The sequence below is a fragment of the Micromonospora sp. NPDC023888 genome, assembly GCF_040639415.1.
Lineage (GTDB): Bacteria > Actinomycetota > Actinomycetes > Mycobacteriales > Micromonosporaceae > Micromonospora.
Window position 1 is genome coordinate 101,906 of record NZ_JBEZZW010000005.1, and the last position, 24,278, is coordinate 126,183.

Consider the following 24,278-nt stretch of genomic DNA (forward strand, 5'->3'; position numbering starts at 1 on the left):
AGTTGTCCCCGGGCGCGCGCCGACCGACACCGGAAGTCGATGTCGCCGTCGCGTCTGGATCGGGGCCAATCCTGCCGGGACCGAGATAACCGGCGGCGACACCACCGTTGCGGTCGTGTAAAGCGCTACTGGCCCTTTCGGCGCACCCGCAGCAGCTCGGCCACCGACCACGCCTGGAAGGGGCAGCCGGTCGCGGCGTGCGGCGCGAGGCCGTCGGCCGTCTCGCTTACCGAGCCTAGTCCATATTCGGTCAGATGTGACTCAATCCCAACGAACGTGTCATCGACTGACATCTTCCCCCGGCGGGCGGCGTCGACATAGGGGCCGAGCAGCCACGGCCACACCGTGCCCTGGTGGTAGCCCCCGTCGCGCTCGGCGGGGCCACCCCGGTGCCGGCCCACGAACTCCGGCGAATCCGGGGCGAGGCTGCGCGGCCCGAGCGGGGTGAGCAGCCCGTCCGCGACGCGGCGCAGCGTCGCCTCGTCCGGCTCCAGCGGCGCGAACGGCAGAGACCAGGCCAGCAACTGGTTGGGACGCAACGCGTCGTCGTCGTGCAGGGCCGCGCCGCCCAGCGGGTACGCCGGCGCGGGCGCGTCAAGCACGTCGTGCAGCCAGCCGGTCGGCGCCGGGAAACGCTCCCGGAACGAGGCGGTCGCCTGCCCGTGCCGTCGCCACAGCTCGTCGGCGTTCTGCCCGGCCAGCTCGGTCAGCTCGGCGAGCCCAGCCAGCCCGTTGATCCACAACGCGTTGACCTCGACCGGCTTGCCGGTACGCGGGGTGACCGGCACCCCGTACACCCGGGCATCCATCCAGGTCAGCGCGGTGCCGGCGGCACCCTGGCTGAGCAGCCCGTCGGCCGGGTCGACGTGGATCCCGTACCGGGTGCCGGCGGTGTGAGCGTCGATCACCGCACGCAGCGCGGGCAGCAACTCGTCGCCCAGATCGGTGTCACCGGTGACCGTGACGTGCCGGCTCACCGCGTGCAGGAACCACAACGTGCCATCGACGGTGTTGTACTCCACCCGACCGGTGTCGGCCGTGTTGGCCAGCATCCCCTCGGACAGCGTCGCGGCGTACGACCGCAGCAGTGCCCGGCCCAGGTCGGCCCGTCCGGTGCAGAGGAACAACCCCTCGTACGAGATCATCGTGTCCCGGGACCAGGCCCCGAACCAGGGGTAGCCGGCGACCACATCCACCGCCGCGTCGTCGGTGCGCACCACGAACGCGTCGGCGGCCAGCGCCAGGGTGGCCTCCACGTCGTCAGCCGGCTTCGCCGTCGCCACCACCTGACGGTTGCGCCGCCGGGCCGTCGCCACGATCTCCTCCGCCGCCGGTGGCTCCAGGTCGAGCGGATCGGCCCAGGCCCGCACCGACACCGTGTCGCCGGGGCGGTCCAGTTCGCCGACGAAACGCCCCGCGTACCAGAGGTCCTCGTCCGGGTGCAGGCCCCGGTTGGCCTCCTCGCGGTGGTGCACGCCCAGCCACCACTGGCCCTCGGGCGACCACCCCGGGCCGGCCAGCCGGTACGCGCCCTCGACCACCGCGCCGCCGGCCACCGACTCGACCTGCGGGGTCGGGCCGTCGGCCCGCCGCTCGCCGTGCGCGTCGCGCCAGGTGCAGGCAGCGGACAACTCCAGCCGGACGGGTCCGCCGGCGACCAGCCGGTGTACCACCGCCACGCAGGAGCGGCCGGGCAGCATCGCCACCTCCCGCTCGATCACCACCGCGCCGATCCGCCACCGCCACCGGGGTAGCCCGTCGACCAGGTCGAAGCGTTCCAACAGCTCGAAGCCGCGCGGGTCCACGTCCCCGGAGGACCACTCGTGCGCGCCGAGCCGGACCCGCGCCCCGGACGGCAGGGTGACCGCCGGGTCCAGACTGACCAGTCCCACGTTGCGGGACGCCGGGGTTTCGCCGGGGACAACGAGCAGACCGTGGTAGCGCCGGGTCCGCAGCCCGGCGACGGTGCCCATCGCATATCCGCCGAGACCGTCGGGAACCAGCCACTCCCGGCTGGCCGCGCTGGTCAGATCGCCGCAGAGCTGCGGGCCGAAGTGAATGTCAATCAACTTTCCTCCACCGGCGGCGGGGTGTAACACGCCACGACGAGAATGGCCGCTGTGGTCAAGTACCGCGGCGACGTCAAAGATGTGCACGTGATCACTGACCGATCGTCCTCCGACGCCTCGCCACCCGACGCCGAGCGGCTCCGGCTCGCTCAGGCCGACTCGGGGGAGCAGGACTGGCGCGCATGGGGTCCCTATCTGTCCGAACGGGCGTGGGGGACGGTACGGGAGGACTACAGCGAGCACGGTACGGCCTGGGACTACTTCCCGCATGACCACGCGCGGTCCAGAGCCTACCGGTGGAACGAAGACGGGATGGCCGGCGTCTGCGACGAACGACAGACGTTCGCCTTCGCCCTCGCGCTGTGGAACGGCAAGGACCCGATCCTCAAGGAACGGATGTTCGGCCTCGGCGGCGACAGCGGCAACCACGGTGAGGACGTCAAGGAGTACTGGTGGTACGAGGACTCCACGCCCACCCACTCCTGGATGCGCTGGCGCTACCACTACCCGCAGGCCGCCTTCCCGTACGACGAACTCGTCGCGGTGAACGCGTTGCGTGGCCGCGACGACACCGAGTACGAGCTCGTCGACACCGGGATCTTCGACGACGACAGGTACTGGGCGGTGACCGTCGACTACGCCAAGGCGTCCCCGACCGACCTCTGCATGGTGGTGACCGTCACCAACCGGGGCGACCAGGCGGCGACCCTGCACGTGCTGCCCACCCTGTGGTTCCGCAACACCTGGGCCTGGGGCCTGCCCGGCGGCGACCGCATCCCCCGACTGACCGGCCAGGGCACCCGGCTCGTCGGCGAGCACCGGGTGCTCGGCCAACTGCTGCTCGAAGGTGACGGCGGCCCGGTGCCGCTGCTCTGCGACAACGACACGAACGCCGAACGGCTCTGGGGCCTGCCCGGCCGCTCGCCGTATCCCAAGGACGGCATCAACGACCACGTGGTCAACGGGGCGGACACCGTCAACCCCGCGCGCGAGGGCACCAAGGGCGCCCTGCACTACGTGCTCGACGTGCCGGCCGGCGGGCAGCGCCAGATCCGGCTGCGGCTGACCCGTACCGCGTCGCCGCCGGCCGCCGCACCGCCGCCCCCGGCCGACCTCAGCGAGGGCTTCGAGGCCGTGGTGTGGGCGCGGCGGGCCGAGGCGAACCGGTTCTTCGCCGGCGTGATCCCACCGGCCGCCACGCCCGACGAGGCGCTGGTGGCCCGGCAGGCCATCGCCGGGCTGATGTGGGGCAAGCAGTTCTACCACTTCGACGTCAAACGCTGGCTCGAAGGCGACCCGGGCTCGACACCGCCGGCCGGGCGTCGACACGGGCGCAACAGCGCCTGGTGGCACATGACCAGCTTCGACATCATCTCCATGCCCGACCCCTGGGAATATCCCTGGTACGCGGCCTGGGACCTGGCCTTCCACTGCGTGAGCATCGCCCGGGTCGACCCGGGCTTCGCCAAGGAGCAACTGCTGCTCCTGCTGCGCGAGTGGTACCTGCACCCCAACGGGCAGATCCCGGCGTACGAGTGGGCGTTCGGTGACGTGAACCCGCCCGTGCACGCGTGGGCGGCGCTGAAGGTGTTCGAGATCGACGGAGGGCGCGACTACGAGTTCCTGGCCCGGGTGATGCACAAGCTGCTGCTCAACTTCACCTGGTGGGTCAACCGCAAGGACACCGGCGGCAACAACGTCTTCGAGGGCGGTTTCCTCGGACTGGACAACGTCGGGCCGTTCGACAGGTCGGCGGCGCTGCCGGTGGCCGGCGTGCTGGAGCAGTCCGACGGCACCGGCTGGATGGCCATGTACGCGCTCAACCTGCTGGACATGGCCATCGTCCTCGCCGAGCACGACCGGACCTGGGTGGACACCGCCACCAAGTTCTTCGAGCACTTCCTCTACATCGCCGCCGCCGCGTACGAGCAGGGGTTGTGGGACGACGAGGACGCGTTCTTCTACGACGTGCTGCGTCTCGCCGACGGCACGAAGGTGCCGCTGAAGGTCCGTTCCGTGGTCGGGCTGCTGCCGTTGGCCGCGACCACCCGGCTCACCGCGAAGACCCTGCACCGCCTACCGGAGCTGGGCGCGCGGTTGCGCTGGTTCCTCACCAACCGCCCGGAGTACGCGAAGGTGATCGGCACCCGCCGCCTCGGCCCGGACGGTCGGCAGCAGCGACTGCTGTCCATGGTCGGCCAGGAGCAGGTGGTCCGGCTGCTCGCCCGGATGCTCGACCCCGACGAGTTTCTCTCCGACTTCGGCCTGCGGACGCTGTCCCGAGCGCACCTGGACAAGCCGTTCTCGGTCACCCTCGGCGGGCAGGAGTTCTCCGTCGGCTACGAGCCGGCCGAGTCGACGAGCGGACTGTTCGGCGGCAACTCGAACTGGCGCGGACCGATCTGGATGCCGACGAACTTCCTCCTGATCAGCGCCCTACGCGACTACGCGGCGTTCTTCGGCGACGACCTCCAGGTGGAATATCCGACCCGCTCCGGGGTGAAACGCACGCTCGACGAGATCGCCGACGACCTCTCGGCCCGGCTGATCTCGCTCTTCACCCAGGACGACTGGGGTCGACGGCCCATCTACGGTGCCGCTCAGATGTTCCAGACCCACCCGGACTGGCGCGACCTGATCGCGTTTCCCGAGTACTTCCACGGCGACAACGGTGCCGGCCTGGGCGCCTGGCACCAGACCGGCTGGACAGCCCTGGTGGCCGACCTGATCCTCACCCTGCGCCGCTGACCGCCCACCCCGCACACCCCTCCAACCCATGCGGGAGCGGAGGTCCGCGTCGCGCCCCCGCCGCGTCGCGCCGCAAGATCCGCACAAGTTCCCTGATGTTGCTGCCTCCCGGCCGCTGGAGGCAGCAACATCAGGGAAACTGCTCGGATCTTGGAGGCAGGGGCGCGGGCGCAGGCATCGGCGCTGGACATGGGCATGGGCACGGGCACGGGCGATGGGCCTTCCGACGCTGCCGTGGCGCGATGTTCGTGGCTCGGCGAGGTGCTGCTTCTGCTCTGGTCCGGTGGCGGGCCGAACGGTCGAGGGCGCTAACCGCCTGCCGCGTTGTGCTTCGCGACCAGGCTCGGCAGCTCGTCAAGCGAGTCGATGCGGAAGAGCGACTGCGCGGCCACGTCGGGGAGGTCGAGGATGTGACCCCACGGACCGCGCCGGATCAGGCACGTCCGCATCCCGACCTCCTGGGCTGGGCGTACGTCGTTGTCGGGCCGGTCGCCGACGTACAGGATCGACGACGCGTCGCCGCCGCCGGCTTGAACGACCCGCTCGAAGAAGGCCGGTGACGGTTTCGCCACCCCCCAGCCGTGCGACGTGCCGATCACGTCCACGGGGAGGTCGAGGGCGTGCAGGGTCGCCTCGGCGTGCGCTGGCTGGTTGCCGGCCAGGCCCAGGAGTAGGCCCTGTTCCTTCAGTGAGGTCAGGCATTCCCGCGCGTCGGGGTAGAGATCCTCCTCGCCGAACGACTCCGCCTTGCCCGCGGCGGCCCGGCGTTCAAGCTCGGTGTCGAGGTCGAAGTCGGGTCGGAAGGCCCGGAACGTCTCCTGGTAGTCCAGACCTCTGGCGATCACCGAACCGAGGACGGCCGAGAGCGTGTGCCGTGGCACTCCGAACCAGTCGGCCCAGGTCTCGAACTCACGGGACTCGTCGAGGATCGTCCCGCCAACATCGAAGAAAACCGCGGTTATCACTGTGCCCCCGCCCCCGGTGGTGATGTCGGTGCAGCATAGACGCGGCCGTCGCTTGTGGACATGGGGCGATGGCGTGGGCGCTCACGTCGTACCGTGTGCCGGTGCATGTACTGGACGATTCGACGGTGTCAGCCAGGGTGGCCCGTTTCCTCGGCGCGCATGGGGAGCGGTGGCCGAGCACCCCGGTCGAGCAGATCCGGCGGTTGGCGAGTGGGGACGGACCGGACGGACCGCTGGCCGTGGTGCCCGACGAGCTGGTCGCGGTCGCCGTCGCGTTCGAGGAGCGCTATGGCGGGCTCGCCTACCGGCTCAGGCCGGGCAGCAACCACATGGAGTACGGCCTGGAGGGTGAGGCGTACTTCCGCTGGACTTCCGACCTAGGGTGGATGTTCCCGGCAGTCCTCGATGGGGCCTGGACGTGGGGCCTCGATGTCCTGCTCGACGGGCGGACCGCCATGGCCCCGGGCAACTGGCCGTACCGGCTGATCGACCGCGCCGTGGAGCAGCGGCTCGAGAAGCACGCGCTCCTGGCGGAGGTGCAGCTCTGGCCGCACGTCACGCTCACCTACGAGACGGCGACCCTGGTGTCGCCGGCGGTCACCCTGGGCGGTGTCCCCGAGGTGCGCGAGGCCACCGGCCCAGCCGATCGTTGGTGGTACGACGGCGAGGTTGCGGCGCACCTCTCGCTTCGTGGCTGGCCCGCCGGGAATGACTACTGGGTGTTGCGGTGCTTCTCCCGGACGAGAGAGGGGTTGTCCGGCGTGCTCGACCAGCTCAGTGAGATCGGCGAACGGGACGACTGGTGCACGATCTGTAGCCGGGCACTGCAGCCGTCGAGGCACTCCTACGTCCCGCAGGGCGGCGAGCCCGGCCTCTGTCTGCCCGCACCCTCGGATCACCCGTAATCCGCTGCCGAGTGCGCCGCAGAGGTTTCCCGGCGCTTCGTCGACGGCGGTGAACGTGTCGCTGATTCACTATCGTGAACGTCCATGGGGGAGTCCGCCGAGCCGGTGGGCGAGGTGCTCGTACTCGGGCAGTCGCGGGTCTGGCCCGCCGTCGCGGTGCCGGTCGCGATCATGGTCGGGGTGATCGTCGTCGCGGTGCTGCTCGACTGGGTCAGCTGGGGCGCGTTGGTGCTCGGTGCCGCGTCGATAGTCCTCGCGTTCGTCCACCGGCGAAACGCGGTCTTGGCTGACGACACAGGGGTGCTGGTGCGCGATCGTGGCGGCCTGCGCCGCTCGTACGCGTGGCGTGAGATCGAGCGGATGGGCTGGCAGGATTCCGGGATGTGGGGGAGTTCCCTGGTGGTCTATCCGCGAGGCCGCCCCTACGACGTGCCGGGTCCCAATGCGTCGGTCATCGTGGCACGCATCTGGCGACCGAGACGCCCGGACCTCGCCGACCCGATGCCGGCGCTGCTCGAGACACATGGCATCAAGACGATAAGCGAGCCCTGATCCGTTCATGGTCGACGTGGCTGGTCGACCACTGTCAGCCGCAGCGTCCGAGCGGCCGTGGGTTCGAAGCCCAGGGCCCGGTAGATGGACTCCCCGTCCTCGCTGGCCTTCAACTCGATCACCGTCACCCCACGGTGGTGATACCAGCCAAGTAGGGCTTCGAGGCAGGCTCGGGCGTAACCGCGCCGGCGGTGGCCGGGGTCGGTGGCGACGTTGAAGACGTACCCGATTGTTCCGCCGGGGTTGATCGGGCCGCCGAGTCGGTGCTCGATGACGCCGACCACGCACGCGGCCAGCTCGTCGGGTGCGTCTGGCTTGTCGACGACGTACGCCGCCAGTGACCCCTCCGGATCCGCCAGGCGCTGGCGCAGCACCCGCAGCGCTTCGGCCTGCCACGGGCCGGGCTCCGGTGCGCGCCCGTCCATGGCGGTCAGCAGCACCCCGCGCAGCCGTACCAGTTCCTGGGCATCGTCGATGGTCGCGCGGCGTACCGTGATCACACGCCCGGATCCTAGTAGGGCGGGGTGGGCGTCTCCGGTGCGCGCCGACGTGACCGTCGGGAGTCCGCGCCAGCCACCGCGAGCAGCACCACGGCGGCGGCGACACCGGCGGTGAGCGGGTTGAGGTGCGTCGTTGCCGGTATCAGCAGGCCGAGGGCCAGTAGGCCAGCCAGCCGGGAGCGGGAGACCCGGGCGAAGACCTGGTATTCGAGGGCTGATCGTCCGGCGAGGAAGACGACGGGGCCGCCGAGGATGGCGATGAGCCACGGCGTTGGCAGGTGCCCGATCGGCTCGGTGATGAGCAGTTCGAAGCCAACGCCGGTGAGCACGATCCCGGCGATCATGACCAGGTGGGAGAACGCCATCTCGGTCGCGAGCCGATCGGCGTGGCACGAGCGGTCGACGGCAGCGTCCATCACCTTCCCCGCCAGGTGGAAGTAGATCCGCCAGAGCAGGACGGTGCTCGCCAGTGCCAGGACGAAACCGGCCGTCTGGTCGGCGTGGAATTCGCTGCCGCTGAACGCCAACCCGATGACGAAGATCGCCTCACCGATCGCGATGAGGAGGAACTGCTGGTATCGCTCGGCCAGGTGCCCGGCCGCGATTGCCCGGCCGCCGATCCGTTGCGCCCCGACGCGGGGGGTCGGCCACCCGAGGTAGAGCCCGGTGTAGTCGATCAGCACGGCGATGATCCAGAGTGGCCCACGGATCGTGCCCTCGTCGGCCAGACCACCGACGATCCAGAGCGGCGCGCTCAGACCGAACCAGAACAGGACCCGGAAGGTTTGCCGGGGATCGGGCCGGCCGTGCCCGGCGACGTGGAAATAGACCACCCGGCCGATCTGGAGGCTCACGTAGGTGGTGGCGAACAGGGGTGCCCGCGCGCCGAAGCCGTCGGGCACCGCGACCGCCATCGTCATGGCGCCGACCGCTGTCATCACGATGACGATCTGGACGATCGGCGCCTCCGGGTCCAGCCAACTGGTCGACCAGACGGTCAGCGACCAGACCGCCCAGAGCGCCAGGAACAGCAGCAGGGCCTGACCGAGCCCCGCGACCACGCCGCGCTCACCGGCGGTGAAGTCGCTGATCACCCGTGCCGAGATCCGGGTGAGGGCGAAGACGAAGACCAGGTCGAGGAAGAGTTCCAGAAACGTCGCTCGTTGCCGACTGGCGGCGTCGCGCACCAGCCCTCCGTCGCGCTGCTCGCTCATCCGTCGACCGCGGGCCGGTGCCGTCGAACGACCACGTGGCCTCCCGTCGCGATGATCCCCTCACCTAACGACCGACGGTCGGCGGTGCAACGCGGGGACGGAGGAACGGACCCGTTCGCCGTGGCTGATGTTCGGGGCGGTCTGGGATGCCAGCCCGAACAGTCGCCAATCCGTCACCGGGCGACTGCGGTAGGTGCCCGCCCTTACGCTCAACTGCGTGCCCGGACCTGCTGAGAAGGCCACCGAACAGGACCGGCGTGACCTCATCGTCACTGTCGCGCGGGAGCTTGCCGAGGCGGAGGGCTGGGCGGGGGTGAGCACCCGACGGCTCGCCGAGCGGACCGACATCGACGTCGGTGACCTCTACCGGCACTTCGCGGATCTTGACGCACTCCTCGCCGCCGTGGCCGTCTGCGCCTTCGCCGACCTCGCCGCCGATCTGGCGGAGGCACACGCGGAGGCCGCCGGCAGCCCCGAGGGGGCCTGGCCGGCGGTCGCCAGCGCGTACCTGGACTTCGCGTACACGAATCCTGAGGTCTATGACGCGATGCTCGCGCTGACCCCCGACCTGGCCCTCGGCGTCGACGGCGTCCCGGCCGCGCCGCGGGCGGTCTTCGCCGAACTACGCGCGGCCCTGACCCCGCTGGCCGAGGGGCGCGATCCGGACACCCTCGCCGAGGTGGGTTGGAGCCTGCTGCACGGCGTGGTGATGCTCACCCGGGGCGGTCGACTCCGACCCGAGGGGCAGGAGGAACGCGAGGTGTTGATCGCCCAGCGGTTGCTGCGGTGGCCGTGACGAGCGGCGTCGCCGTGCTCGTCATGAGCTGTCCGGAGTTCCTCGACCGCCGAGAGCCCCGGCCGAGACGGTTCACGAAAAAATCCGAAATCCACTGCGGATCTCCCGCCTATCCTGTCCCTTCGACGGGGCGGCGAAGTCTCGGGGAGGGGACGGGATGACCGACGGCGCGGTGGCGCGGCGGCAGGCGCAGGTGCTGATCTTCGATGCGGACGACACGTTGTGGGAGAACAACGTCGTCTTCGAGCAGGTGATCGACGACTTTCTTGAGTGGCTCGACCATCCCACGTTGGACCGCACCGAGATCCGGATGATCCTCGACGACATCGAGCGGGCCAACACGGTGGCGCACGGGTACGGCAGCAAGGTCTTCCTGCGCAGTCTGGCGGAGTGCCTGGAGCGGCTGCGCGAACGACCGGCCACCGACTCCGAGCGCCAGGAGATCGAGCGACTGGCGGTCGCCCTCGTCGAGCACCAGGTGGAGCTGATGCCCGGGGTGGCCGACGCGCTCGACGAGCTGGCCGGCCGGCACGAGCTGCTGCTGCTCACCAAGGGGGACCAGGCGGATCAGCAGCGCAAGCTGGACGCCTGCGGGCTGCTGCACCACTTCCGGGCCGCGCACATCGTGGCCGAGAAGGACGTCGAGACGTACCGGTGGTTGGTCCGGGAACACCGCCTTGATCCGGCCCGCGCCTGGATGATCGGCAACTCCCCGAAGTCGGACATCCTGCCGGCACGCGCGGCCGGGTTGAACGCGGTCTTCATCCCGAACGAGAACACGTGGGTGTTGGAGCACGACGAACTGGACCCCACCGACGCCGGGGTGTTGCGGCTCGCCGCGTTCCCCGATCTGCTGCGGCACTTCTGAGTGTGCCGAAAGCCAACAGCGTCAGCGATCATGGTCGCGTTACGCCGGCTTGTCTGATTTTCACACTGAGATCAGTCACGCCGTCGGTGGCCCGCCACGGCTTGTCCGCCCGGTCCGGGTCGGCCTAATCTGGCCCGGCGCTCACGGCCTTCGGGGTGTCTGCCGAGGGCGCGCCGGCGTTCGGCGGCTGGCACCGTGGAGCTGAGTGCCGGAGCTGTCCGCTCCCATCCGGACGGCCGAGGGTCAGGGACGGGTAGTTGCGGACCCGGCCCTGACCCGGCCACGGATCCACAAGCATCGACGACCGGGGCAGACCGTGCGCCGATTGGACTGTCAGGATGAATGGATGAACCGCAGAGCCCTCCTGGTAGGCACTGCCGCCGGTCTGGCGGCGTCGGCCCTGCTCGCACCGACGGCCCCCGCGCTCGGCGCGACCCGGCCGGCGCCGCCTTGGGGCACCGCACCGTTGCCCCGCCGCACCCGGCCGAGCACGCCGCGCCGCAACCTGGCCGCCCGGTTGACCACCCTGCCGACGGAGACTCGGCAGGTGATCGTCGTCGGCGCCGCCAGGTACACGACCAGTTACGCCACGCTTGAGGCGTACGCGCGGATCAGGGGCCGGTGGCAGCCGGCCTCGGCGGCGTTGCCGGCCCGCCTCGGCTCCCAGGGGTTCAGCGACAACCACGTGGAGGGCGTGCCGACCACCCCGACCGGTGTCTACTCGTTCGGCCCCACCATGTACGGCATCGCCGCCAACCCGGGAGTGCGATACCCCTATCGCCAGGTGGTCAGCGGCGACTGGTGGAACGAGAACCCGTCCTCCCCGCGCTACAACACCTTCCAGCAGAGTGCGACCAGCCCGGGTGGGGCCAGCGAGGCGCTGTGGCGGGAGGTCCCCGCGTACACGCACTTCGCGGTGATCACCTACAACATGCCGCCGAACGTGCCGACCCCGATCCCCAACGCGGGCAGCGGCATCTTCCTGCACGAGTTCAGCACCAGCGCCGGCAACGCAACGGCCGGCTGTGTCTCGCTCGCCCACGACCATCTGGTCAGCGTGCTCAACTGGCTGGACCCGGCGCTCTCGCCGCGCATCGTGCTCAGCCCGTACGCCCAGCTCGACCGATACTGACAAGTGCCGTGGCGGGGTCTGGCCTCAGGAGTCCCCGCCCCGGACGATCGCCACGGCCACTCGGCAGAACTCGTCCATGTCCGGGTTGAACCCGGCCGCGATGTCGGGATGCAACCCGGAGCGGGTCTCCTCCAGCAGTCGCTGGCAGACCTGCTCGACCGGCTCGCCGCCGTAGCCGGCGCGGACCCGGTCGGTGGCCGCCTGAAGCGCCGAGGTCAACTGCTCTTCCAGCGGGCCCCGCAGCTTCTGCTGCACAGGGTCGAGCCCGCGTGGGTCGAGCGTGACATGTGGCTCCGACATCGGTGCTCCCTTCGTCGGCGTCCGCGGTACCCCACCGCGGTCGTCGGTCAAACCCCGTCCGGTACGGCGGCGACCCGCACCTGGTACGAGAAGTCGTCGGCCGGCTTCTCCTGGTACGACAACCGGCGGATCTGCCGGTCGTCGTGGTAGAGCGCGACGTCCACCAGCACACCGAGGTGGGTGAGGCCGACGGACGACACCCGCTTCTTGTCCTGCAAGACCGCGCAGACGCCGCCGAGCAGGGTGCTGGCGTCGCCCGTACGGTGCCCGGGCGGGCACCGTAGGACCAGCTCCACCTCGATCGGCCCGGGCAACGGCGTCCAGCCGGTGCGCTGAGCCGCCGTGAGAGCGGCCTGGAGCAGGGTGCGGACCCTCGTCGCCTGCCGATGCCCGGCCGCGAAGATGGACAACGCTTCGGTCTTGACCGGTGGCAGGCCGCTCACCTCGAATGTCAGGGCGAGAGCGCGGGTGTCCTGCACGACGGCACCTCCTCGTTGGGACGATCCTGCCGAACCGGGGGAGCGGCGGTGGGACGTTCCCGCGATTACCAACCGATCGGGCAGGCTGGGGGGTCGGCCGGAGGCGTGTCGACGGCGGCGGCGAGCGCGCTGGCTGCGGCGTTGAGGAAAACGCTAGCCGACGCCGCCCGCCCCCGGTAGTCGGCCAGTCACCCGATGGGGTGCGGCGGAAAGGCGCAGAACTCGTTGCCCTCCGGGTCGGCCAGCACCCACCAGCGGGCGCGGTCGTGTGGCTCCCGCAGCAGTGTCGCGCCCGCGTCGATGAGCGCCGTGGGCTCCGGGTCGACCAGGTCGACGTCCCAGTGCAGCCGGTTCTTGACCGTCTTGGGTTCGGGCACCCCGGCGAAGACCCAGTAGTCCCAGGGGAAACCGGCCGCGCCGCTGACGGCCGCGTGGGTCGACTCGTCCTCGACGGTGCCGCCGAGCACACCCGCCCACCAGGTCGCCTGCGCGACCGGGTCGGCCGAGTCGACGACCAGCTCGAACGGGCCCGGCCGGGTGCCCTTGCGAGCCGCGAACGTGCAGAACTCGTTGCCCTCCGGGTCGACGAGCACCCACCAGGTGGCCTCGCCGGCCGGTTCGCGGACCAGCCGTGCGCCGGCCGCGAGCAGCGGCGCCGGGTCCGTGCCGGCCAACCGCAGATCCAGGTGTACGCGGGTCTTGCCGACCCGCGGTTCGGGCACCTTGTTCACCCAGATCGACTCGGCGTTCGAGCGCGCCGAGCGGGGGTCCACCCGGGTGTCGTCGTCGCCGGCGTCGGCCACGTCACCGTCGAGCAACCGGGCCCAGAAGCCACCCAGGGCGAGCGGGTCCGCGGCGTCGAGACAGAGATCCTTGAAGCGCGCGATCATCGTTCCAGCATGCCCGGTCCGGGCGGAGCTGTCAGCGCTCACTGCCGCGTTGCCGCCGGGCCGGGTAGATCTTGGACAGTGCCCGTCCTGTCCGGACGGACACTGTCCAAGATCTCCAGACTCGTTCAGTGTCGCTTGGCGTACTCGACGAACGCCTTCCAGGCCGTCGGGTCGACGTGCAGGGTGCCGCCGTCGCGGTCCTTGGTGTCGCGCACCAGCACGACGGCCGGCAGGTTGTCGGCGACCTCGACGCAGGATCCGCCGTTACCGCCGGACCGGGTCGACTTTCGCCACTGTGGGGTCAGCATGCCCATGACTTCGCCACTTCCTTGATCAGCTCGGTTGACTGCCGGCGGGGGAGCGCCTCGTTCCGCACGATCTCCCACGTCTTCGCCAGCTTAGCGACGTCGGTCGGTGCATCGACGAACTGCGCGGTGAGCTGGTTGTCGGCGTGAGCCACCCGCTCACCGTCCGGCATCTCGGCGATGATGAACTGCCCGGCCAACCCCAGATACATCCCAGCATCCACCGGCACGACGTGCACCTGGATATGCTCCGCCGCCGCCAACTGGGCCAGGTGCTCGCACTGCTCGACCATCAGCCCCGGCTGGTCGAGCACCGGCCGGCGCAGCACCGCCTCGTCCAGGACGGCGATGAGCTGCGGCGGCCGCGGGCGTTGCAGGATCGCCTGCCGCTCCAGTCGGGAGGCGACGATCCGCTCCACGTCCTCGGCGTCGAACCGGCCACCGGCCAGTGTGGCCCGCGCGTACCGCTCGGTCTGGAGCAGGCCCGGCACGTACGCCAACTCGAACCAGCGCAGCGTGGTCGCCTCGCGCTCGAACTCGATCCACTCGCGCAGCCAGGCCGGCTCGGCGTCGAGCCGGGCCAGCCTCTCCAACATGCGTTGGAAGCGTCCAGCGGTCGGGTGGTGAGTGTCGATGGCCCGCATGTACTCCTTCGTGGGCGCCCGTCCGCCGGTCTCCACCGAGCTGACGTGTGAGCCGGAATAGCCGATGCCCCTGCCGAAGTCGTCCTGACTGAGCCCGAGCCCCGCGCGGAACAGGCGCAGCTCCTCCAACACGTAGTCGGTGACGGTCCCCATCGAATCCCCAACCTTCGCTCACTGTGGGTCGGCATGTCTCTCACGGCTGCTCGACTGTGCGGCTGAGCTGCACGGATGCCGCGAGCACGTATCGACCGTAGTCGGGTCCTCGCAAACTGTCACCAGTGGCGGGCTCGCTGGTGGCCGGGACGGCGGCGGCGGGCTCTGCCCGGGGTCGCTCCCGTCTCTCCCCCTTGCGGGAGCGGCCCCTTCCCCACCCCCGAGGAGGTCACTGTGCCGAGCCCGACAGACCACCAGGTCGAAACGCGGTGGCGGTGATGGTGGTCCGCCCGCCCGTCCCGCACGTCGCCATGCGTCCGCTGTGGCGGTGCCGGAGCTGCGGCCGGGAATGGCCCTGCCAGCCGGCCAAGCTCGCCCTGCTGTCGGAGTACCGGACCAGCAGGACCGCGCTGCTCATCTACCTCGGCACCCTCATGAACGAGGCGACGGGCCAGCTCACCCAGCTCCACCCGGACCACCCGCCGGCCCGGATGACCGAGCGCTTCCTCTCCTGGGCGAGGGCCCGGGGCTGACGTTGCTCGTACCCTCAGGCGGGGTTGACCCTCGTGGCTTCTGGGGGCGAGGAGCCGGCGGCGGTCCGGCCCTCGCGAAGTGACAGGCGACGTGCCAGCACCGTGGCGCCCGCGAGCGCGGCCAGGACCATGGCGATCTCCGTGACCACCACTGGCGGTGCGAAGCTGTAGTCGGTGGCCCAGGCGAAGGCGACGGTGACCGGCGTGACGACGATGCCGGCCACCGGCACGAGGACGCTCATCAACTGAGCCGTCCGCCGGATCCTGGGCAGGTCGCGGAGCTGGATCCGCACCGCGATGACCGCTCCCGCGGCGACCACCGCGGCCGGTATGCCGTATGCGACGGCGACGGCGAGCTGGATCGGCACGTCGATCGAGCGGGGGATATCGATCAGGTGGACGAACACCGGGTAGGCCGACTCCAGGAGGCCGTATCCGAGCACGGCACCGAGCACCGTGCCGATCAGCGCGGTGCCGACGACTCGGCCGTAGTCGCCGCGCACCCGTCGGACGCCAGCCTCGTCGGCGAGCCGCCGCGCGAAGCCGGCCACGTCCCCGCCGATCAACTGCGCGGGATCGCCCCCATCGGCGGCCGCAGCCCGCAGGTCGAGGCGCAGGTCGGCGGCGAGTGCCGCCCGATCGGCGGAGCCGACCCCGTACCCTCGCCACGCCCTGTCGGCTTCGCCCAGCAGGCGGTCGATGGTGTCCATGGGTCAACTCCTCGTGGGGTTGTGGTCGAGCGGGCAGAGAACGGCGTCGACGGTGTCGGTGAAGCGGTGCCACTGTTTCTGCCAGGCATCCAGGTGGGTCCGGCCGGACCCGGTGAGCGCGTAGACCTTCCGGGGCGGCCCGGTCGGACTGACCTGCTGTTCGTGAGCGACGAGGCCAAGTCGGCGCATTCGGGTCAGCAGGGGATAGATCGTGCCGTAGCTGATGGCCCCGAACCCGGCCGTCTCCATCCGCCGCACCAGCTCGTAGCCGTGCGCGGGCTCGCGGGCCAGCAGCGCCAGCAGGCACATGTCCAGCGCGCCCCGCAGAAGCTGGGTGTGCCTGTCGTTGTCGTCGATGGACTGGCTCTCCGCCGCTACCATGCGACACATACTACCTCGCTAGTTGGCGTCACGATATACCGGAACGGGTTCCCGCTGTGACAGCCAGGTTTCGCGACTTCGCGGGTGGGGCAGAGTAGCCGCACAGAGCATCCGGGCCGGGGCGTTTTCGCAGCTCGTCGACTTGGACATGACTCGCCGTGCGCCGGGGCACGGACGCCCTCCCCGGTCTTTCGCCGAGGAGAGGGGGAGGGCGATGACGGACCCCGAAACGGCTCGACACCGACGCCGGCCGATTGTTCGGCTGGGGGCGGCGGCCGCCGCGTTGGCGCTCGTCGCACCGCTCGCCGCGTGCGGCGCCGGCGACGACGGCGGCCCACCGACGCTCAACCTGTACTACCCGCCCGAGCAGAACCTGCAAAAGGTCGTCGACGACTGCAACGCGCAGGCACAGGGGCGGTACGAGATCGCCTACCAGGTGCTGCCCCGGCAGGCCGACGACCAGCGGGTGCAGATGGTGCGCCGGCTGGCCGCCGAGGACAGCGGCATGGACCTGCTCGGGCTGGACGTGACCTGGACCCAGGAGTTCGCGAGCGCCGACTGGATCCGCGAGTGGACCGGCCAGGACAAGGCCGAGGTCGAGCAGGGCACCCTCGCCGGGCCACTGGCCACCGCCCGTTACGAGGACAAGCTGTACGCGGCGCCAAAGAACACGAACGTCCAGTTGCTCTGGTACCGCAAGGACCTGGTGCCGCAGCCGCCGACCACCTGGGACCAGATGATCAGCGCGGCCCAGCAGCTCAAGGACCAGGGCAAGCCGTACCAGGTGCTCACCATGGGCGCCCAGTACGAGGGCCTTGTCGTCCTCTACAACACCCTCGCCGAGAGCGCCGGAGGAAAGATCCTCAACGACGACGGCACGAAGGCCGTGATGGACGACGGCACGGTCCGGGCCTTGGAGCAGCTCAAGAAGTTCGCCACGTCGGGCGTGACCTCACCGTCGTTCAGCAACGCCACCGAGGACCCGGTCCGGCTGGAGTTCCAGTCCGGCTCGGGCGCGTTCCAGGTGAACTGGCCGTTCGTCTACCCGGCCCTTCAGGAAGCCAACCCGGACCTGGCCAAGCAGGTCGGCTGGGCTCGGATCCCCGGCATCGACGAGGGCACCCCCAGCAAGGTCACCATCGGCGGAGTCAACCTGGCGGTCAGCTCCTACTCCAAGCACCCGGAGCTGTCCTTCGAGGCGGCCCGCTGCATCCGCAGCGCCGAGCACCAGAAGTTCTCCGCGATCAACGACGGCGTGCCACCCACCATCGAGGCGGTCTTCAACGACCCGGAGATGACCAAGGCGTACCCGATGAAGGACACCATCCTGGAAGAGCTGAAGGAACCGGCGACCCGTCCCCTGACGCCGGCCTACCAGAGCATCTCCACAGTGATGTCGGCGATCCTGTCGCCGCCGTCGGCGATCCGTCCGCAGCAGACAGCCGACGAGCTGCGCGACGCCATCGCCGACGCCCTCCAGTCCAAGGGGGTCCTGCCGTGAGCATCAACGCCACGCCGACCGGCGCCGACGTCGCCGTCGAGGAGACCCGTGCGCCCGCCACCGTGCCCACCCAGCGAGGTGGCCGCCGCAAGCCGCCGCTGAGCGAGAACAAGAAGGCCGAACGCAAGCTCGGCTGGCTGCTCTGCGCGCCCGCCGCGCTGGTGATGGTCGCGGTGACCGCGTACCCGATCATCTACTCGGTCTGGCTGTCGTTGCAGCGCTACGACCTGCGCTTTCCCGACCAGCGCGAGTTCATCGGGCTGGAGAACTACGTCACAGTGCTCAGCAACGAGTTCTGGTGGACCGCGTTCGGGGTGACCGCCCTGATCACGGTCATCACCGTGGCCGTCGAGCTGGCGCTCGGCATGGGGTTGGCGCTGATCATGCACCGCACGCTTGTCGGGCGGGGCCTCGTGCGCACCTCGGCGCTCATCCCGTACGGCATCGTCACAGTGGTCGCGGCGTTCTCCTGGCGGTACGCCTGGACGCCCGGCACCGGCTACCTGGCCGACCTGTTCAGCGACGGCGCACCGCTCACCGAGCGGGCCAGCTCGCTGGCGATCATCATGCTCGCCGAGATCTGGAAGACCACACCGTTCATGGCGTTGCTGCTGATGGCCGGGCTGGCGCTGGTCCCCGAGGACCTGCTCAAGGCCGCGTCCACCGACGGGGCGACCGGGTGGCAGAAGTTCACGAAGGTGATGCTGCCGGTGATGAAGCCGGCGATCCTGGTCGCCCTGCTGTTCCGCACCCTTGACGCGTTCCGCGTCTTCGACAACATCTTCGTGCTGACCGCCGGGGGCAACGAGACCTCATCGGTGTCGATGCTCGCCTACAACAACCTGATCCGGGGGCTGAACCTCGGCATCGGCTCGACGATGTCGGTGCTGATCTTCATCACCGTGGCGATCATCGCGTTCATCTTCGTGAAGCTGTTCGGCACCGCTGCCCCCGGCAGCGACGACGGGGAGAGGCGCTGACATGGCTGTCGAAACCACCACGCGGGCGAAGCTGCGCTGGGGTCTGCTGGACGTCCTCGTGGTCGTCTTCGCGCTGATCCCCGTCCTGTGGATCGCCTCGCTGTCGTTCAAGACGTCGGCCACCCTCACCGACGGGAACTTCGTCCCCCGCGAGTGGACGCTTGACAACTACCGGACGATCTTCGACACCGACCAGTTCGTCCGGGCGCTGATCAACTCGATCGGCATCGCGCTGATCGCCACGCTCATCGCGGTGGTGCTCGGTGCCATGGCCGCGTACGCGATCAGCCGGCTGGACTTCCCCGGCAAGGGGCTGCTGGTCGGCGTCTCCCTGTTGATCGCGATGTTCCCGCAGGTGTCGCTGGTGTCACCGCTGTTCGAGATCGAGCGTCAGCTCAAGATCTTCGACACCTGGCCCGGGCTGATCCTGCCGTACATCACCTTCGCGCTGCCGCTGGCGATCTACACGCTGTCGGCGTTCTTCAAGCAGATCCCGTGGGACCTGGAGAAGGCCGCGAAGATGGACGGCGCCACCCAGGCCCAGGCGTTCCGCCGGGTGATCGCCCCGCTGGCCGCGCCCGGGTTGTTCACCACGGCGATCCTGGTGTTCATCTTCTGCTGGAACGACTTCCTGTTCGCCATCTCGCTGACCTCCACCGAGCGGTCCCGCACGGTGCCGGCCGCGCTGTCGTTCTTCACCGGCGCATCGCAGTTCGAGGACCCCACCGGGGCGATCTGCGCCGCGGCCGTCGTGATCACCGTTCCGATCATCCTGTTCGTCCTCTTCTTCCAGCGCCGCATCGTGTCCGGCCTGACCTCCGGCGCAGTCAAGGGATAGGTGAGTAGTCATGGCTGACATCGTGCTCGACAAGGTGAGCAAGAGTTTCCCGGACGGGACCGTCGCCGTGCAGGACGTCGACCTGGAGATCGCCGACGGCGAGTTCGTGATCCTGGTCGGCCCCTCGGGCTGCGGCAAGTCCACCACCCTCAACATGATCGCCGGCCTGGAGGACATCAGCTCCGGCGAGCTGCGCATCGGCGGCCAGCGGGTCAACGACAAGGCCCCCCGGGACCGGGACATCGCCATGGTCTTCCAGTCGTACGCCCTGTACCCGAACATGACGGTGCGGGAGAACATGGCGTTCCCGCTGCGACTGGCGAAGCTGGACAAGGAGACCATCAACCAGAAGGTCGACGAGGCGGCCAAGGTGCTGGAGCTGACCACCCTGCTGGACCGCAAGCCGGCCAACCTCTCCGGCGGCCAGCGCCAGCGGGTGGCGATGGGCCGGGCGATCGTCCGCCAGCCCAAGGCGTTCCTGATGGACGAGCCGCTGTCCAACCTCGACGCCAAGCTGCGGGTGCAGATGCGCACAGTGGTGTCCCGGTTGCAGAAGCAGCTCGGCACGACCACCGTCTACGTCACCCACGACCAGACCGAGGCGATGACCCTCGGCGATCGGGTGGTGATCATGCGCGGCGGCGCGGTACAGCAGGTCGGCGCTCCCCAGGAGCTCTACGACCACCCGCGCAACCTCTTCGTGGCCGGCTTCATCGGCTCCCCGTCGATGAACTTCCTGCACGCCGCCGTACAGGACGGCGGGCTGCGCACCGCGCTCGGTGACGTGCCGCTCGGCGACCGGGTCCGCCGCGAGCTGGAGGCCGCCGACGCACCCCGGGAGTTGATCCTCGGCATCCGCCCCGAGCACTTCGAGGACGCCGAACTTGTCGACGACGACACCCGCCGCCGGGGCATGGAGTTCGAGGCGCCCGTCGACATCGTCGAGTCGATGGGCTCGGACAAGTACGTCTACTTCACCGTGGAGGGCGAGAAGGCCACAGCCGCCGAGCTGGAGGAACTGGCCGCCGACGCCGGTGCCGCCGACTTCGCCGGTGCCGGCGGCAACCTGGTGACCCGGCTGTCCGCGGAGTCGCCGGTGGCCGAGGGACAATCGCGCCGGGTCTGGTTCAACCTGGAGAAGATCCACCTGTTCGACCCGGCCACCGGCCGCAACCTGACCCTGCACGAGGGGCGGGCGGCCGGCGCGCTCGCCGACTGACAACGTCCTCGGTGCGCTCAGGCCGACGACCGTGCTCGACCCTGGGGTCGGCGGGCGAACCCGCCGGCCCCCGGCCGCGTCCTGCGGGGCACGCCCGGCCGTGGCAGGGTGGTCGGAGATCGCGTCGTGAAGCGGGGTACGCATGAATCGACAACTGGCCGCGCTGGCGAAGGCGCACGGCGTGTCCACCTGGTACGAGGACTGGCGGCACCGCCGCGTCGAGGTCGCGCCGGAGACCGTGGTGGGCGTACTCGGCCTGCTCGGTGTGGACGCCACCAGCCCGGCGGCCATCGCCGACGGTCTCGCCGCCGCCCGCGCCGTCGACCGCGACGCGCTGCCGGAGACGGTAGTGCTCACCCACGGCGCCACCCGGGCACTGCCCGGCCCGGGGGTGGTGACCCTGGAGGACGGCGGCCGACGCGCCGTCGACAGCGAGCTGCCGCGAGACCTGCCGCTGGGCTGGCACCGGCTGGCCTGCGCCGGCCGGGAGGCGACGCTCGTGGTGGTGCCCCGCCGGCTGCCGGCGCCGCCGCGCACCTGGGGTTGGCTGCTCCAGCTCTACGCGCTCACCTCGGAACGCTCCTGGGGCATGGGCGACCTCGGCGACCTCGCCGACTTCACCGGCTGGGCCGGTGCCACAGGTGCGGGCCTGGTACAGCTCAACCCGCTGCACGCGGTCGGGCCGGCGCACCCGGTCGCCGCATCGCCCTACTCACCCGCCAGCCGACGCTTCGTCAACCCGCTCTACCTGCGGGTGAGCGACACCGCCGCGTACCAGGCGGCGGACCCGGCGACCCGGGCCGTGGTCGACGCCCTGCGCCCCGAACGTGGTGACCTGATCGACTACGACGAGGTGTGGACGGCCAAGCGGCACGCTCTGGAGCTGCTGCACCCGTACGCCCAACCGGTCGACCTCGCCGCGGACCCGGCGCTGGCGAGCTTCGCCACCTGGTGCGCCCTGGCCGAGCGGCACGGCAACGACTGGCGGGCCTGGCCGGCGGAGCTGCACCACCCGGACGCCCCGGCGGTCGCCGAGCAGCGCCGCCAACTCGCCGACCGAGTGGCCTTCCACGCCTGGCTGCAACACCTGTGCGATGAGCAGCTCGACGCCGTGACGGCGGCGGCCCGCGCGGCCGGGATGCCCGTCGGCGTGGTGCACGACCTGGCCGTCGGTATCGACCCGGGCGGCGCGGACGGCTGGCAGCTCGCCGACGTGCTGGCCCAGGGCGTGCGGGTCGGGGCCCCGCCCGACGACTTCAACCAGCTCGGCCAGGACTGGGGGCTCGCCGCGTGGCGCCCGGACCGGCTCGCCGCAACCGGGTACGCGGCGTACCGGGACATGCTGCGCCGGACCCTGCGGCACGCGGGCGGCCTGCGGGTCGACCACGTCGCCGGCCTGTGGCGGCTGTGGTGGGTGCCGCCGGGCGGCGGGGCCGCCGAGGGCACCTACGTCCGCTACGACGCCGAGGCGATGCTCGGCATCCTCGCCCTTGAGGCGCAGCGGGCCGGTGCGGTGGTGATCGGTGAGGATCTCGGCACCGTCCAACCCGCGGTGACCCGAGGGCTGCGCGGGCGCAACATGCTCGGCTCGACGGTGCTGTGGTTCGCGCGCGACGACGAGGGTGGCTTCGTCCCACCGGCCCGGTGGCCGCGCAACGCTCTCGCCACGATCTCCACCCACGACCTGCCGACCGCACCGGGCTTCCTGACCGGCGAGCACGTGCGGGTACGCGACGAACTGAAGCTGCTCGACACCGACGCGGCGGTGGAACGGGCCCGCGCCGTCGCGGACCGGGAGCGGCTGCTCACGATGTTGCGGGCCGAGCGCCTGCTGCCCGATGCGGCGCTGCCCGACCCGGAGCTGCCCGACCCGGAGCTGCCTGGCCCGGAGCTGCCTGGCCCGGCGCTTGCCGGCCCGGCCGCGACACCCGGTCCGGCGCTGTCCGGTCCGGCGGCGACATCCGGCCCAGAGCTGTCCGACCCGGCCGCGACACCCGATCCGGCCCTGAGTCAGTCGGCCGTGACATCCCCCGACGGCGAGGTGGTGGTGGCGATGCACGCCGCGCTCGCGGCTAGCCCGGCCCGGCTGCTCGGCGTCTCCCTCTACGACGTGCTCGGCGAGGTGCGCCAGCCCAACCTGCCCGGCACGGTCGACGAATATCCCAACTGGCGGTTGCCGCTGCCGGCCACCCTGGCGCAGATCCGCGCGGACCCCCGGGTGGCCCGGGTCGTCGCCCTGCTCAACACGGCACGTCCGCGATCGGGTGATGGGCGGTCGGCCCGCCCACGATCGGGTGACGCGCGGTCGACACGTCCACCATCGGGTGACGCGCGATCGGCGCGCCCGCCCGAGGACTGACGCCCGACCGGCCGGGCCAGACTGGACCAGACCAGGCCAAGCCAGACCAGAGCAGGCCAGACCGGGCTTAGCCGCTGTCCGTTGGTGGCGCGCAGCGGTCAGGCCGGCCAGTCGAAGCGGGGAGGCAGCCCGAGGAAGTCGGCGTACCGCCGCAGCGCCTGCTCGACGCGGGCCCGCTCGTCCGCCGCCATCGGGGTCAGTGGCTGGATCGTGATGGTGACCGCGGACCGGCCCACCTTGCGTTTCCACAGGCCCACCACCCGGCCGGCGCGGACCACTGTGGCCTGGAAGATGCCGTTGTTGCCCGGCACCACTGCCGCCTGGTGCGCCGGGTCGAGCATCAGCGTGCGGTCACGGTAGCCGAGCAGGTACTCGTCGAAGCCGGGCAGCACCACCACGTCGTCCACCGCGTCGCGCGGCGCGTCGGCAAGGGCCGCGTCGACGTGCATCGGCTCGCCGTCCACCCGGACCGGGCTCAGCACGTCGCCGGCGGCGGCCAGCCCGCGCCGGGCGTCGGTCACTGTGAGGCCGGTCCAGCCGGCGAACTCGCGGGCGGTGACCGGCCCGTGCCCGCGGACGTAGCGGTGGGCGAGCAGGGCCAGCGCCTCGTCCCGCTCCAGCCGGCGTGCGTCGGGCGCCCACTCGTCGAGCAGGGCGAAGGTCTGTTCGGTGCCGACGTTCGGTGCCACACAGGTCACCCCGCGCACACTGGCGAACCAGAGCAGGTGGTAGCCGCGTTGACCGTCGGTGCCCAGGCCGGCTTCGCGCAGGGTCGCCAGGCACTCCGCGCGGGTGAGCCGGCCGCCGCCGGCCAACGCGGTGCCGAGGACGTCAAGCGCCCGATCCGCGTCGGCCTCCGTCAGCCCGAGCTGTGCCCGGCGGGTCGCCGCGCCGGCAAGTGACCGAACGCCGGTCAGCTCCAGCATCCAGCGGGCGTCGGCGGGTGGGACGAGGTGCACGGTGCCCCGCATCGGCCAGGTGCGCAGCGCCTCACGCCGTTCCAGGGCCGCCTGCACCTCCGCGACGGTCCAACCGGGCAGCCGAGCGCCAAGTGACCACAGCCCGCTGGCGAGATCCTGTGCCTGCATCGCGCCGAACCACTCGACCACCTCGGCGACGCCAGTGGGTCGGGTGCTCGGATGCGGGCGCAGCAGCAGGCTTGTCATCCGCAGCGCCAACGCGTCGGCGGCGCTGAGGTCCACAGGCATCGGGCGGTCCTTTCGTGGCTGGACGGCCA

At 70.8% G+C, this 24,278-nt stretch carries 24 protein-coding genes; 12 read left to right on the forward strand and 12 right to left on the reverse strand.

Annotation, left to right across the window (positions count from 1 at the left end):
* Nucleotides 1-125: 125 nt before the first annotated feature.
* On the reverse strand, nt 126-2,069 hold the full coding sequence (locus AB0F61_RS06255) for an amylo-alpha-1,6-glucosidase (RefSeq protein ID WP_357803814.1): 1,944 nt from the start codon (nt 2,067-2,069) through the stop codon (nt 126-128).
* A 42-nt stretch (nt 2,070-2,111) separates the two neighbouring features.
* On the opposite strand from AB0F61_RS06255, the gene AB0F61_RS06260 reads away from it, so the two are divergent.
* Nucleotides 2,112-4,817, forward strand: a complete 2,706-nt coding sequence (locus AB0F61_RS06260; protein ID WP_357803816.1) for a glucosidase — start codon at nt 2,112-2,114, stop codon at nt 4,815-4,817.
* Nucleotides 4,818-5,125: 308 nt separating this feature from the next.
* Here the strand turns inward: AB0F61_RS06260 and AB0F61_RS06265 are convergent, their stop codons facing one another.
* The gene (locus AB0F61_RS06265; RefSeq protein ID WP_357803817.1) at nt 5,126-5,782 is read right to left on the reverse strand and encodes an HAD family hydrolase; all 657 of its coding nucleotides are present in this window, start codon (nt 5,780-5,782) and stop codon (nt 5,126-5,128) included.
* Nucleotides 5,783-5,907: 125 nt separating this feature from the next.
* On the opposite strand from AB0F61_RS06265, the gene AB0F61_RS06270 reads away from it, so the two are divergent.
* Both AB0F61_RS06270 and AB0F61_RS06275 read left to right on the forward strand, forming a co-directional pair.
* Nucleotides 5,908-6,687 (forward strand): hypothetical protein, encoded by a 780-nt coding sequence (locus AB0F61_RS06270; RefSeq protein WP_357803818.1) that lies wholly within the window; start codon nt 5,908-5,910, stop codon nt 6,685-6,687.
* 84 nt (nt 6,688-6,771) lie between these two features.
* On the forward strand, nt 6,772-7,239 hold the full coding sequence (locus AB0F61_RS06275) for a hypothetical protein (protein ID WP_357803821.1): 468 nt from the start codon (nt 6,772-6,774) through the stop codon (nt 7,237-7,239).
* Nucleotides 7,240-7,244: 5 nt separating this feature from the next.
* Here AB0F61_RS06275 and AB0F61_RS06280 read toward each other — a convergent pair whose 3' ends face one another.
* Nucleotides 7,245-7,739, reverse strand: coding sequence for a GNAT family N-acetyltransferase (locus tag AB0F61_RS06280; RefSeq protein ID WP_357803824.1), 495 nt, complete (start codon nt 7,737-7,739; stop codon nt 7,245-7,247).
* Between the two features lie 11 nt (nt 7,740-7,750).
* Nucleotides 7,751-8,953, reverse strand: a complete 1,203-nt coding sequence (locus tag AB0F61_RS06285; RefSeq protein WP_357803826.1) for a low temperature requirement protein A — start codon at nt 8,951-8,953, stop codon at nt 7,751-7,753.
* Nucleotides 8,954-9,170: 217 nt separating this feature from the next.
* On the opposite strand from AB0F61_RS06285, the gene AB0F61_RS06290 reads away from it, so the two are divergent.
* From AB0F61_RS06290 to AB0F61_RS06300, 3 genes are all read left to right on the forward strand, one after another.
* Nucleotides 9,171-9,749: a TetR/AcrR family transcriptional regulator gene (locus AB0F61_RS06290; protein ID WP_357803829.1), complete on the forward strand. Its 579-nt coding sequence runs from the start codon at nt 9,171-9,173 to the stop codon at nt 9,747-9,749.
* A gap of 157 nt (nt 9,750-9,906) precedes the next feature.
* The gene (locus AB0F61_RS06295; protein WP_357803832.1) at nt 9,907-10,617 is read left to right on the forward strand and encodes an HAD family hydrolase; all 711 of its coding nucleotides are present in this window, start codon (nt 9,907-9,909) and stop codon (nt 10,615-10,617) included.
* Nucleotides 10,618-10,963: 346 nt separating this feature from the next.
* Nucleotides 10,964-11,749, forward strand: a complete 786-nt coding sequence (locus tag AB0F61_RS06300; protein ID WP_357803835.1) for a L,D-transpeptidase family protein — start codon at nt 10,964-10,966, stop codon at nt 11,747-11,749.
* Between the two features lie 24 nt (nt 11,750-11,773).
* On the opposite strand, the gene AB0F61_RS06305 is transcribed toward AB0F61_RS06300, so the two are convergent.
* The 5 genes from AB0F61_RS06305 to AB0F61_RS06325 all read right to left on the reverse strand — a co-directional run bounded on the left by AB0F61_RS06305 (nt 11,774) and on the right by AB0F61_RS06325 (nt 14,520).
* Entirely contained in the window at nt 11,774-12,049 is a 276-nt protein-coding gene (locus AB0F61_RS06305) for a hypothetical protein (RefSeq protein ID WP_357803838.1), read from the reverse strand.
* A 47-nt stretch (nt 12,050-12,096) separates the two neighbouring features.
* On the reverse strand, nt 12,097-12,528 hold the full coding sequence (locus AB0F61_RS06310; protein WP_357803841.1) for a hypothetical protein: 432 nt from the start codon (nt 12,526-12,528) through the stop codon (nt 12,097-12,099).
* 188 nt (nt 12,529-12,716) lie between these two features.
* On the reverse strand, nt 12,717-13,418 hold the full coding sequence (locus AB0F61_RS06315) for a VOC family protein (protein WP_357803843.1): 702 nt from the start codon (nt 13,416-13,418) through the stop codon (nt 12,717-12,719).
* A 125-nt stretch (nt 13,419-13,543) separates the two neighbouring features.
* Nucleotides 13,544-13,726 (reverse strand): DUF397 domain-containing protein, encoded by a 183-nt coding sequence (locus tag AB0F61_RS06320; protein ID WP_357804124.1) that lies wholly within the window; start codon nt 13,724-13,726, stop codon nt 13,544-13,546.
* On the reverse strand, nt 13,720-14,520 hold the full coding sequence (locus AB0F61_RS06325; RefSeq protein ID WP_357803846.1) for a helix-turn-helix transcriptional regulator: 801 nt from the start codon (nt 14,518-14,520) through the stop codon (nt 13,720-13,722). Before AB0F61_RS06325 ends, AB0F61_RS06320 begins: the two co-directional genes overlap by 7 nt.
* Nucleotides 14,521-14,798: 278 nt before the next feature.
* On the opposite strand from AB0F61_RS06325, the gene AB0F61_RS06330 reads away from it, so the two are divergent.
* Complete coding sequence (locus tag AB0F61_RS06330) at nt 14,799-15,053, forward strand: flavin reductase (RefSeq protein WP_357804126.1); 255 nt, start codon at nt 14,799-14,801, stop codon at nt 15,051-15,053.
* 14 nt (nt 15,054-15,067) lie between these two features.
* Here the strand turns inward: AB0F61_RS06330 and AB0F61_RS06335 are convergent, their stop codons facing one another.
* Nucleotides 15,068-15,763 carry a hypothetical protein gene (locus AB0F61_RS06335; protein WP_357803849.1) on the reverse strand — a complete coding sequence of 232 codons (696 nt, stop codon included), beginning with the start codon at nt 15,761-15,763 and terminating at the stop codon, nt 15,068-15,070.
* Nucleotides 15,764-15,766: 3 nt separating this feature from the next.
* Nucleotides 15,767-16,144 carry a PadR family transcriptional regulator gene (locus AB0F61_RS06340; RefSeq protein WP_357803852.1) on the reverse strand — a complete coding sequence of 126 codons (378 nt, stop codon included), beginning with the start codon at nt 16,142-16,144 and terminating at the stop codon, nt 15,767-15,769.
* Nucleotides 16,145-16,358: 214 nt separating this feature from the next.
* Here AB0F61_RS06340 and AB0F61_RS06345 point away from each other — a divergent pair, with 214 nt between their 5' ends.
* From AB0F61_RS06345 to malQ, 5 genes are all read left to right on the forward strand, one after another.
* Nucleotides 16,359-17,645, forward strand: coding sequence for an ABC transporter substrate-binding protein (locus AB0F61_RS06345; RefSeq protein WP_357803855.1), 1,287 nt, complete (start codon nt 16,359-16,361; stop codon nt 17,643-17,645).
* A complete protein-coding gene (locus AB0F61_RS06350; RefSeq protein WP_357803858.1) occupies nt 17,642-18,625 on the forward strand; it encodes a sugar ABC transporter permease in 984 nt (327 codons plus the stop codon). Before AB0F61_RS06345 ends, AB0F61_RS06350 begins: the two co-directional genes overlap by 4 nt.
* A 1-nt stretch (nt 18,626) precedes the next feature.
* Entirely contained in the window at nt 18,627-19,463 is an 837-nt protein-coding gene (locus AB0F61_RS06355) for a carbohydrate ABC transporter permease (RefSeq protein ID WP_357803862.1), read from the forward strand.
* 10 nt (nt 19,464-19,473) lie between these two features.
* Complete coding sequence (gene ugpC, locus AB0F61_RS06360; protein ID WP_357803865.1) at nt 19,474-20,682, forward strand: sn-glycerol-3-phosphate ABC transporter ATP-binding protein UgpC; 1,209 nt, start codon at nt 19,474-19,476, stop codon at nt 20,680-20,682.
* A gap of 142 nt (nt 20,683-20,824) precedes the next feature.
* Nucleotides 20,825-23,041: a 4-alpha-glucanotransferase gene (malQ, locus tag AB0F61_RS06365; RefSeq protein ID WP_357803868.1), complete on the forward strand. Its 2,217-nt coding sequence runs from the start codon at nt 20,825-20,827 to the stop codon at nt 23,039-23,041.
* Between the two features lie 98 nt (nt 23,042-23,139).
* On the opposite strand, the gene AB0F61_RS06370 is transcribed toward malQ, so the two are convergent.
* Nucleotides 23,140-24,249, reverse strand: coding sequence for a winged helix DNA-binding domain-containing protein (locus tag AB0F61_RS06370; RefSeq protein ID WP_357803871.1), 1,110 nt, complete (start codon nt 24,247-24,249; stop codon nt 23,140-23,142).
* Nucleotides 24,250-24,278: the final 29 nt, after the last annotated feature.

What these genes read in the sequence shown, in the direction of transcription:
- AB0F61_RS06260 (WP_357803816.1), top strand. Translation starts at nt 2,112, where the DNA reads ATGGCCGCTGTGGTCAAGTACCGCGGCGACGTCAAAGATGTGCACGTG.
- AB0F61_RS06275 (WP_357803821.1), top strand. Translation starts at nt 6,772, where the DNA reads ATGGGGGAGTCCGCCGAGCCGGTGGGCGAGGTGCTCGTACTCGGGCAG.
- AB0F61_RS06285 (WP_357803826.1), bottom strand. Translation starts at nt 8,953, where the DNA reads ATGAGCGAGCAGCGCGACGGAGGGCTGGTGCGCGACGCCGCCAGTCGG.
- AB0F61_RS06295 (WP_357803832.1), top strand. Translation starts at nt 9,907, where the DNA reads ATGACCGACGGCGCGGTGGCGCGGCGGCAGGCGCAGGTGCTGATCTTC.
- AB0F61_RS06300 (WP_357803835.1), top strand. Translation starts at nt 10,964, where the DNA reads ATGAACCGCAGAGCCCTCCTGGTAGGCACTGCCGCCGGTCTGGCGGCG.
- AB0F61_RS06305 (WP_357803838.1), bottom strand. Translation starts at nt 12,049, where the DNA reads ATGTCGGAGCCACATGTCACGCTCGACCCACGCGGGCTCGACCCTGTG.
- AB0F61_RS06315 (WP_357803843.1), bottom strand. Translation starts at nt 13,418, where the DNA reads ATGATCGCGCGCTTCAAGGATCTCTGTCTCGACGCCGCGGACCCGCTC.
- AB0F61_RS06320 (WP_357804124.1), bottom strand. Translation starts at nt 13,726, where the DNA reads ATGCTGACCCCACAGTGGCGAAAGTCGACCCGGTCCGGCGGTAACGGC.
- AB0F61_RS06325 (WP_357803846.1), bottom strand. Translation starts at nt 14,520, where the DNA reads ATGGGGACCGTCACCGACTACGTGTTGGAGGAGCTGCGCCTGTTCCGC.
- AB0F61_RS06330 (WP_357804126.1), top strand. Translation starts at nt 14,799, where the DNA reads ATGGTGGTCCGCCCGCCCGTCCCGCACGTCGCCATGCGTCCGCTGTGG.
- AB0F61_RS06335 (WP_357803849.1), bottom strand. Translation starts at nt 15,763, where the DNA reads ATGGACACCATCGACCGCCTGCTGGGCGAAGCCGACAGGGCGTGGCGA.
- AB0F61_RS06340 (WP_357803852.1), bottom strand. Translation starts at nt 16,144, where the DNA reads ATGGTAGCGGCGGAGAGCCAGTCCATCGACGACAACGACAGGCACACC.
- AB0F61_RS06345 (WP_357803855.1), top strand. Translation starts at nt 16,359, where the DNA reads ATGACGGACCCCGAAACGGCTCGACACCGACGCCGGCCGATTGTTCGG.
- AB0F61_RS06355 (WP_357803862.1), top strand. Translation starts at nt 18,627, where the DNA reads ATGGCTGTCGAAACCACCACGCGGGCGAAGCTGCGCTGGGGTCTGCTG.
- ugpC (WP_357803865.1), top strand. Translation starts at nt 19,474, where the DNA reads ATGGCTGACATCGTGCTCGACAAGGTGAGCAAGAGTTTCCCGGACGGG.
- malQ (WP_357803868.1), top strand. Translation starts at nt 20,825, where the DNA reads ATGAATCGACAACTGGCCGCGCTGGCGAAGGCGCACGGCGTGTCCACC.
- AB0F61_RS06370 (WP_357803871.1), bottom strand. Translation starts at nt 24,249, where the DNA reads ATGCCTGTGGACCTCAGCGCCGCCGACGCGTTGGCGCTGCGGATGACA.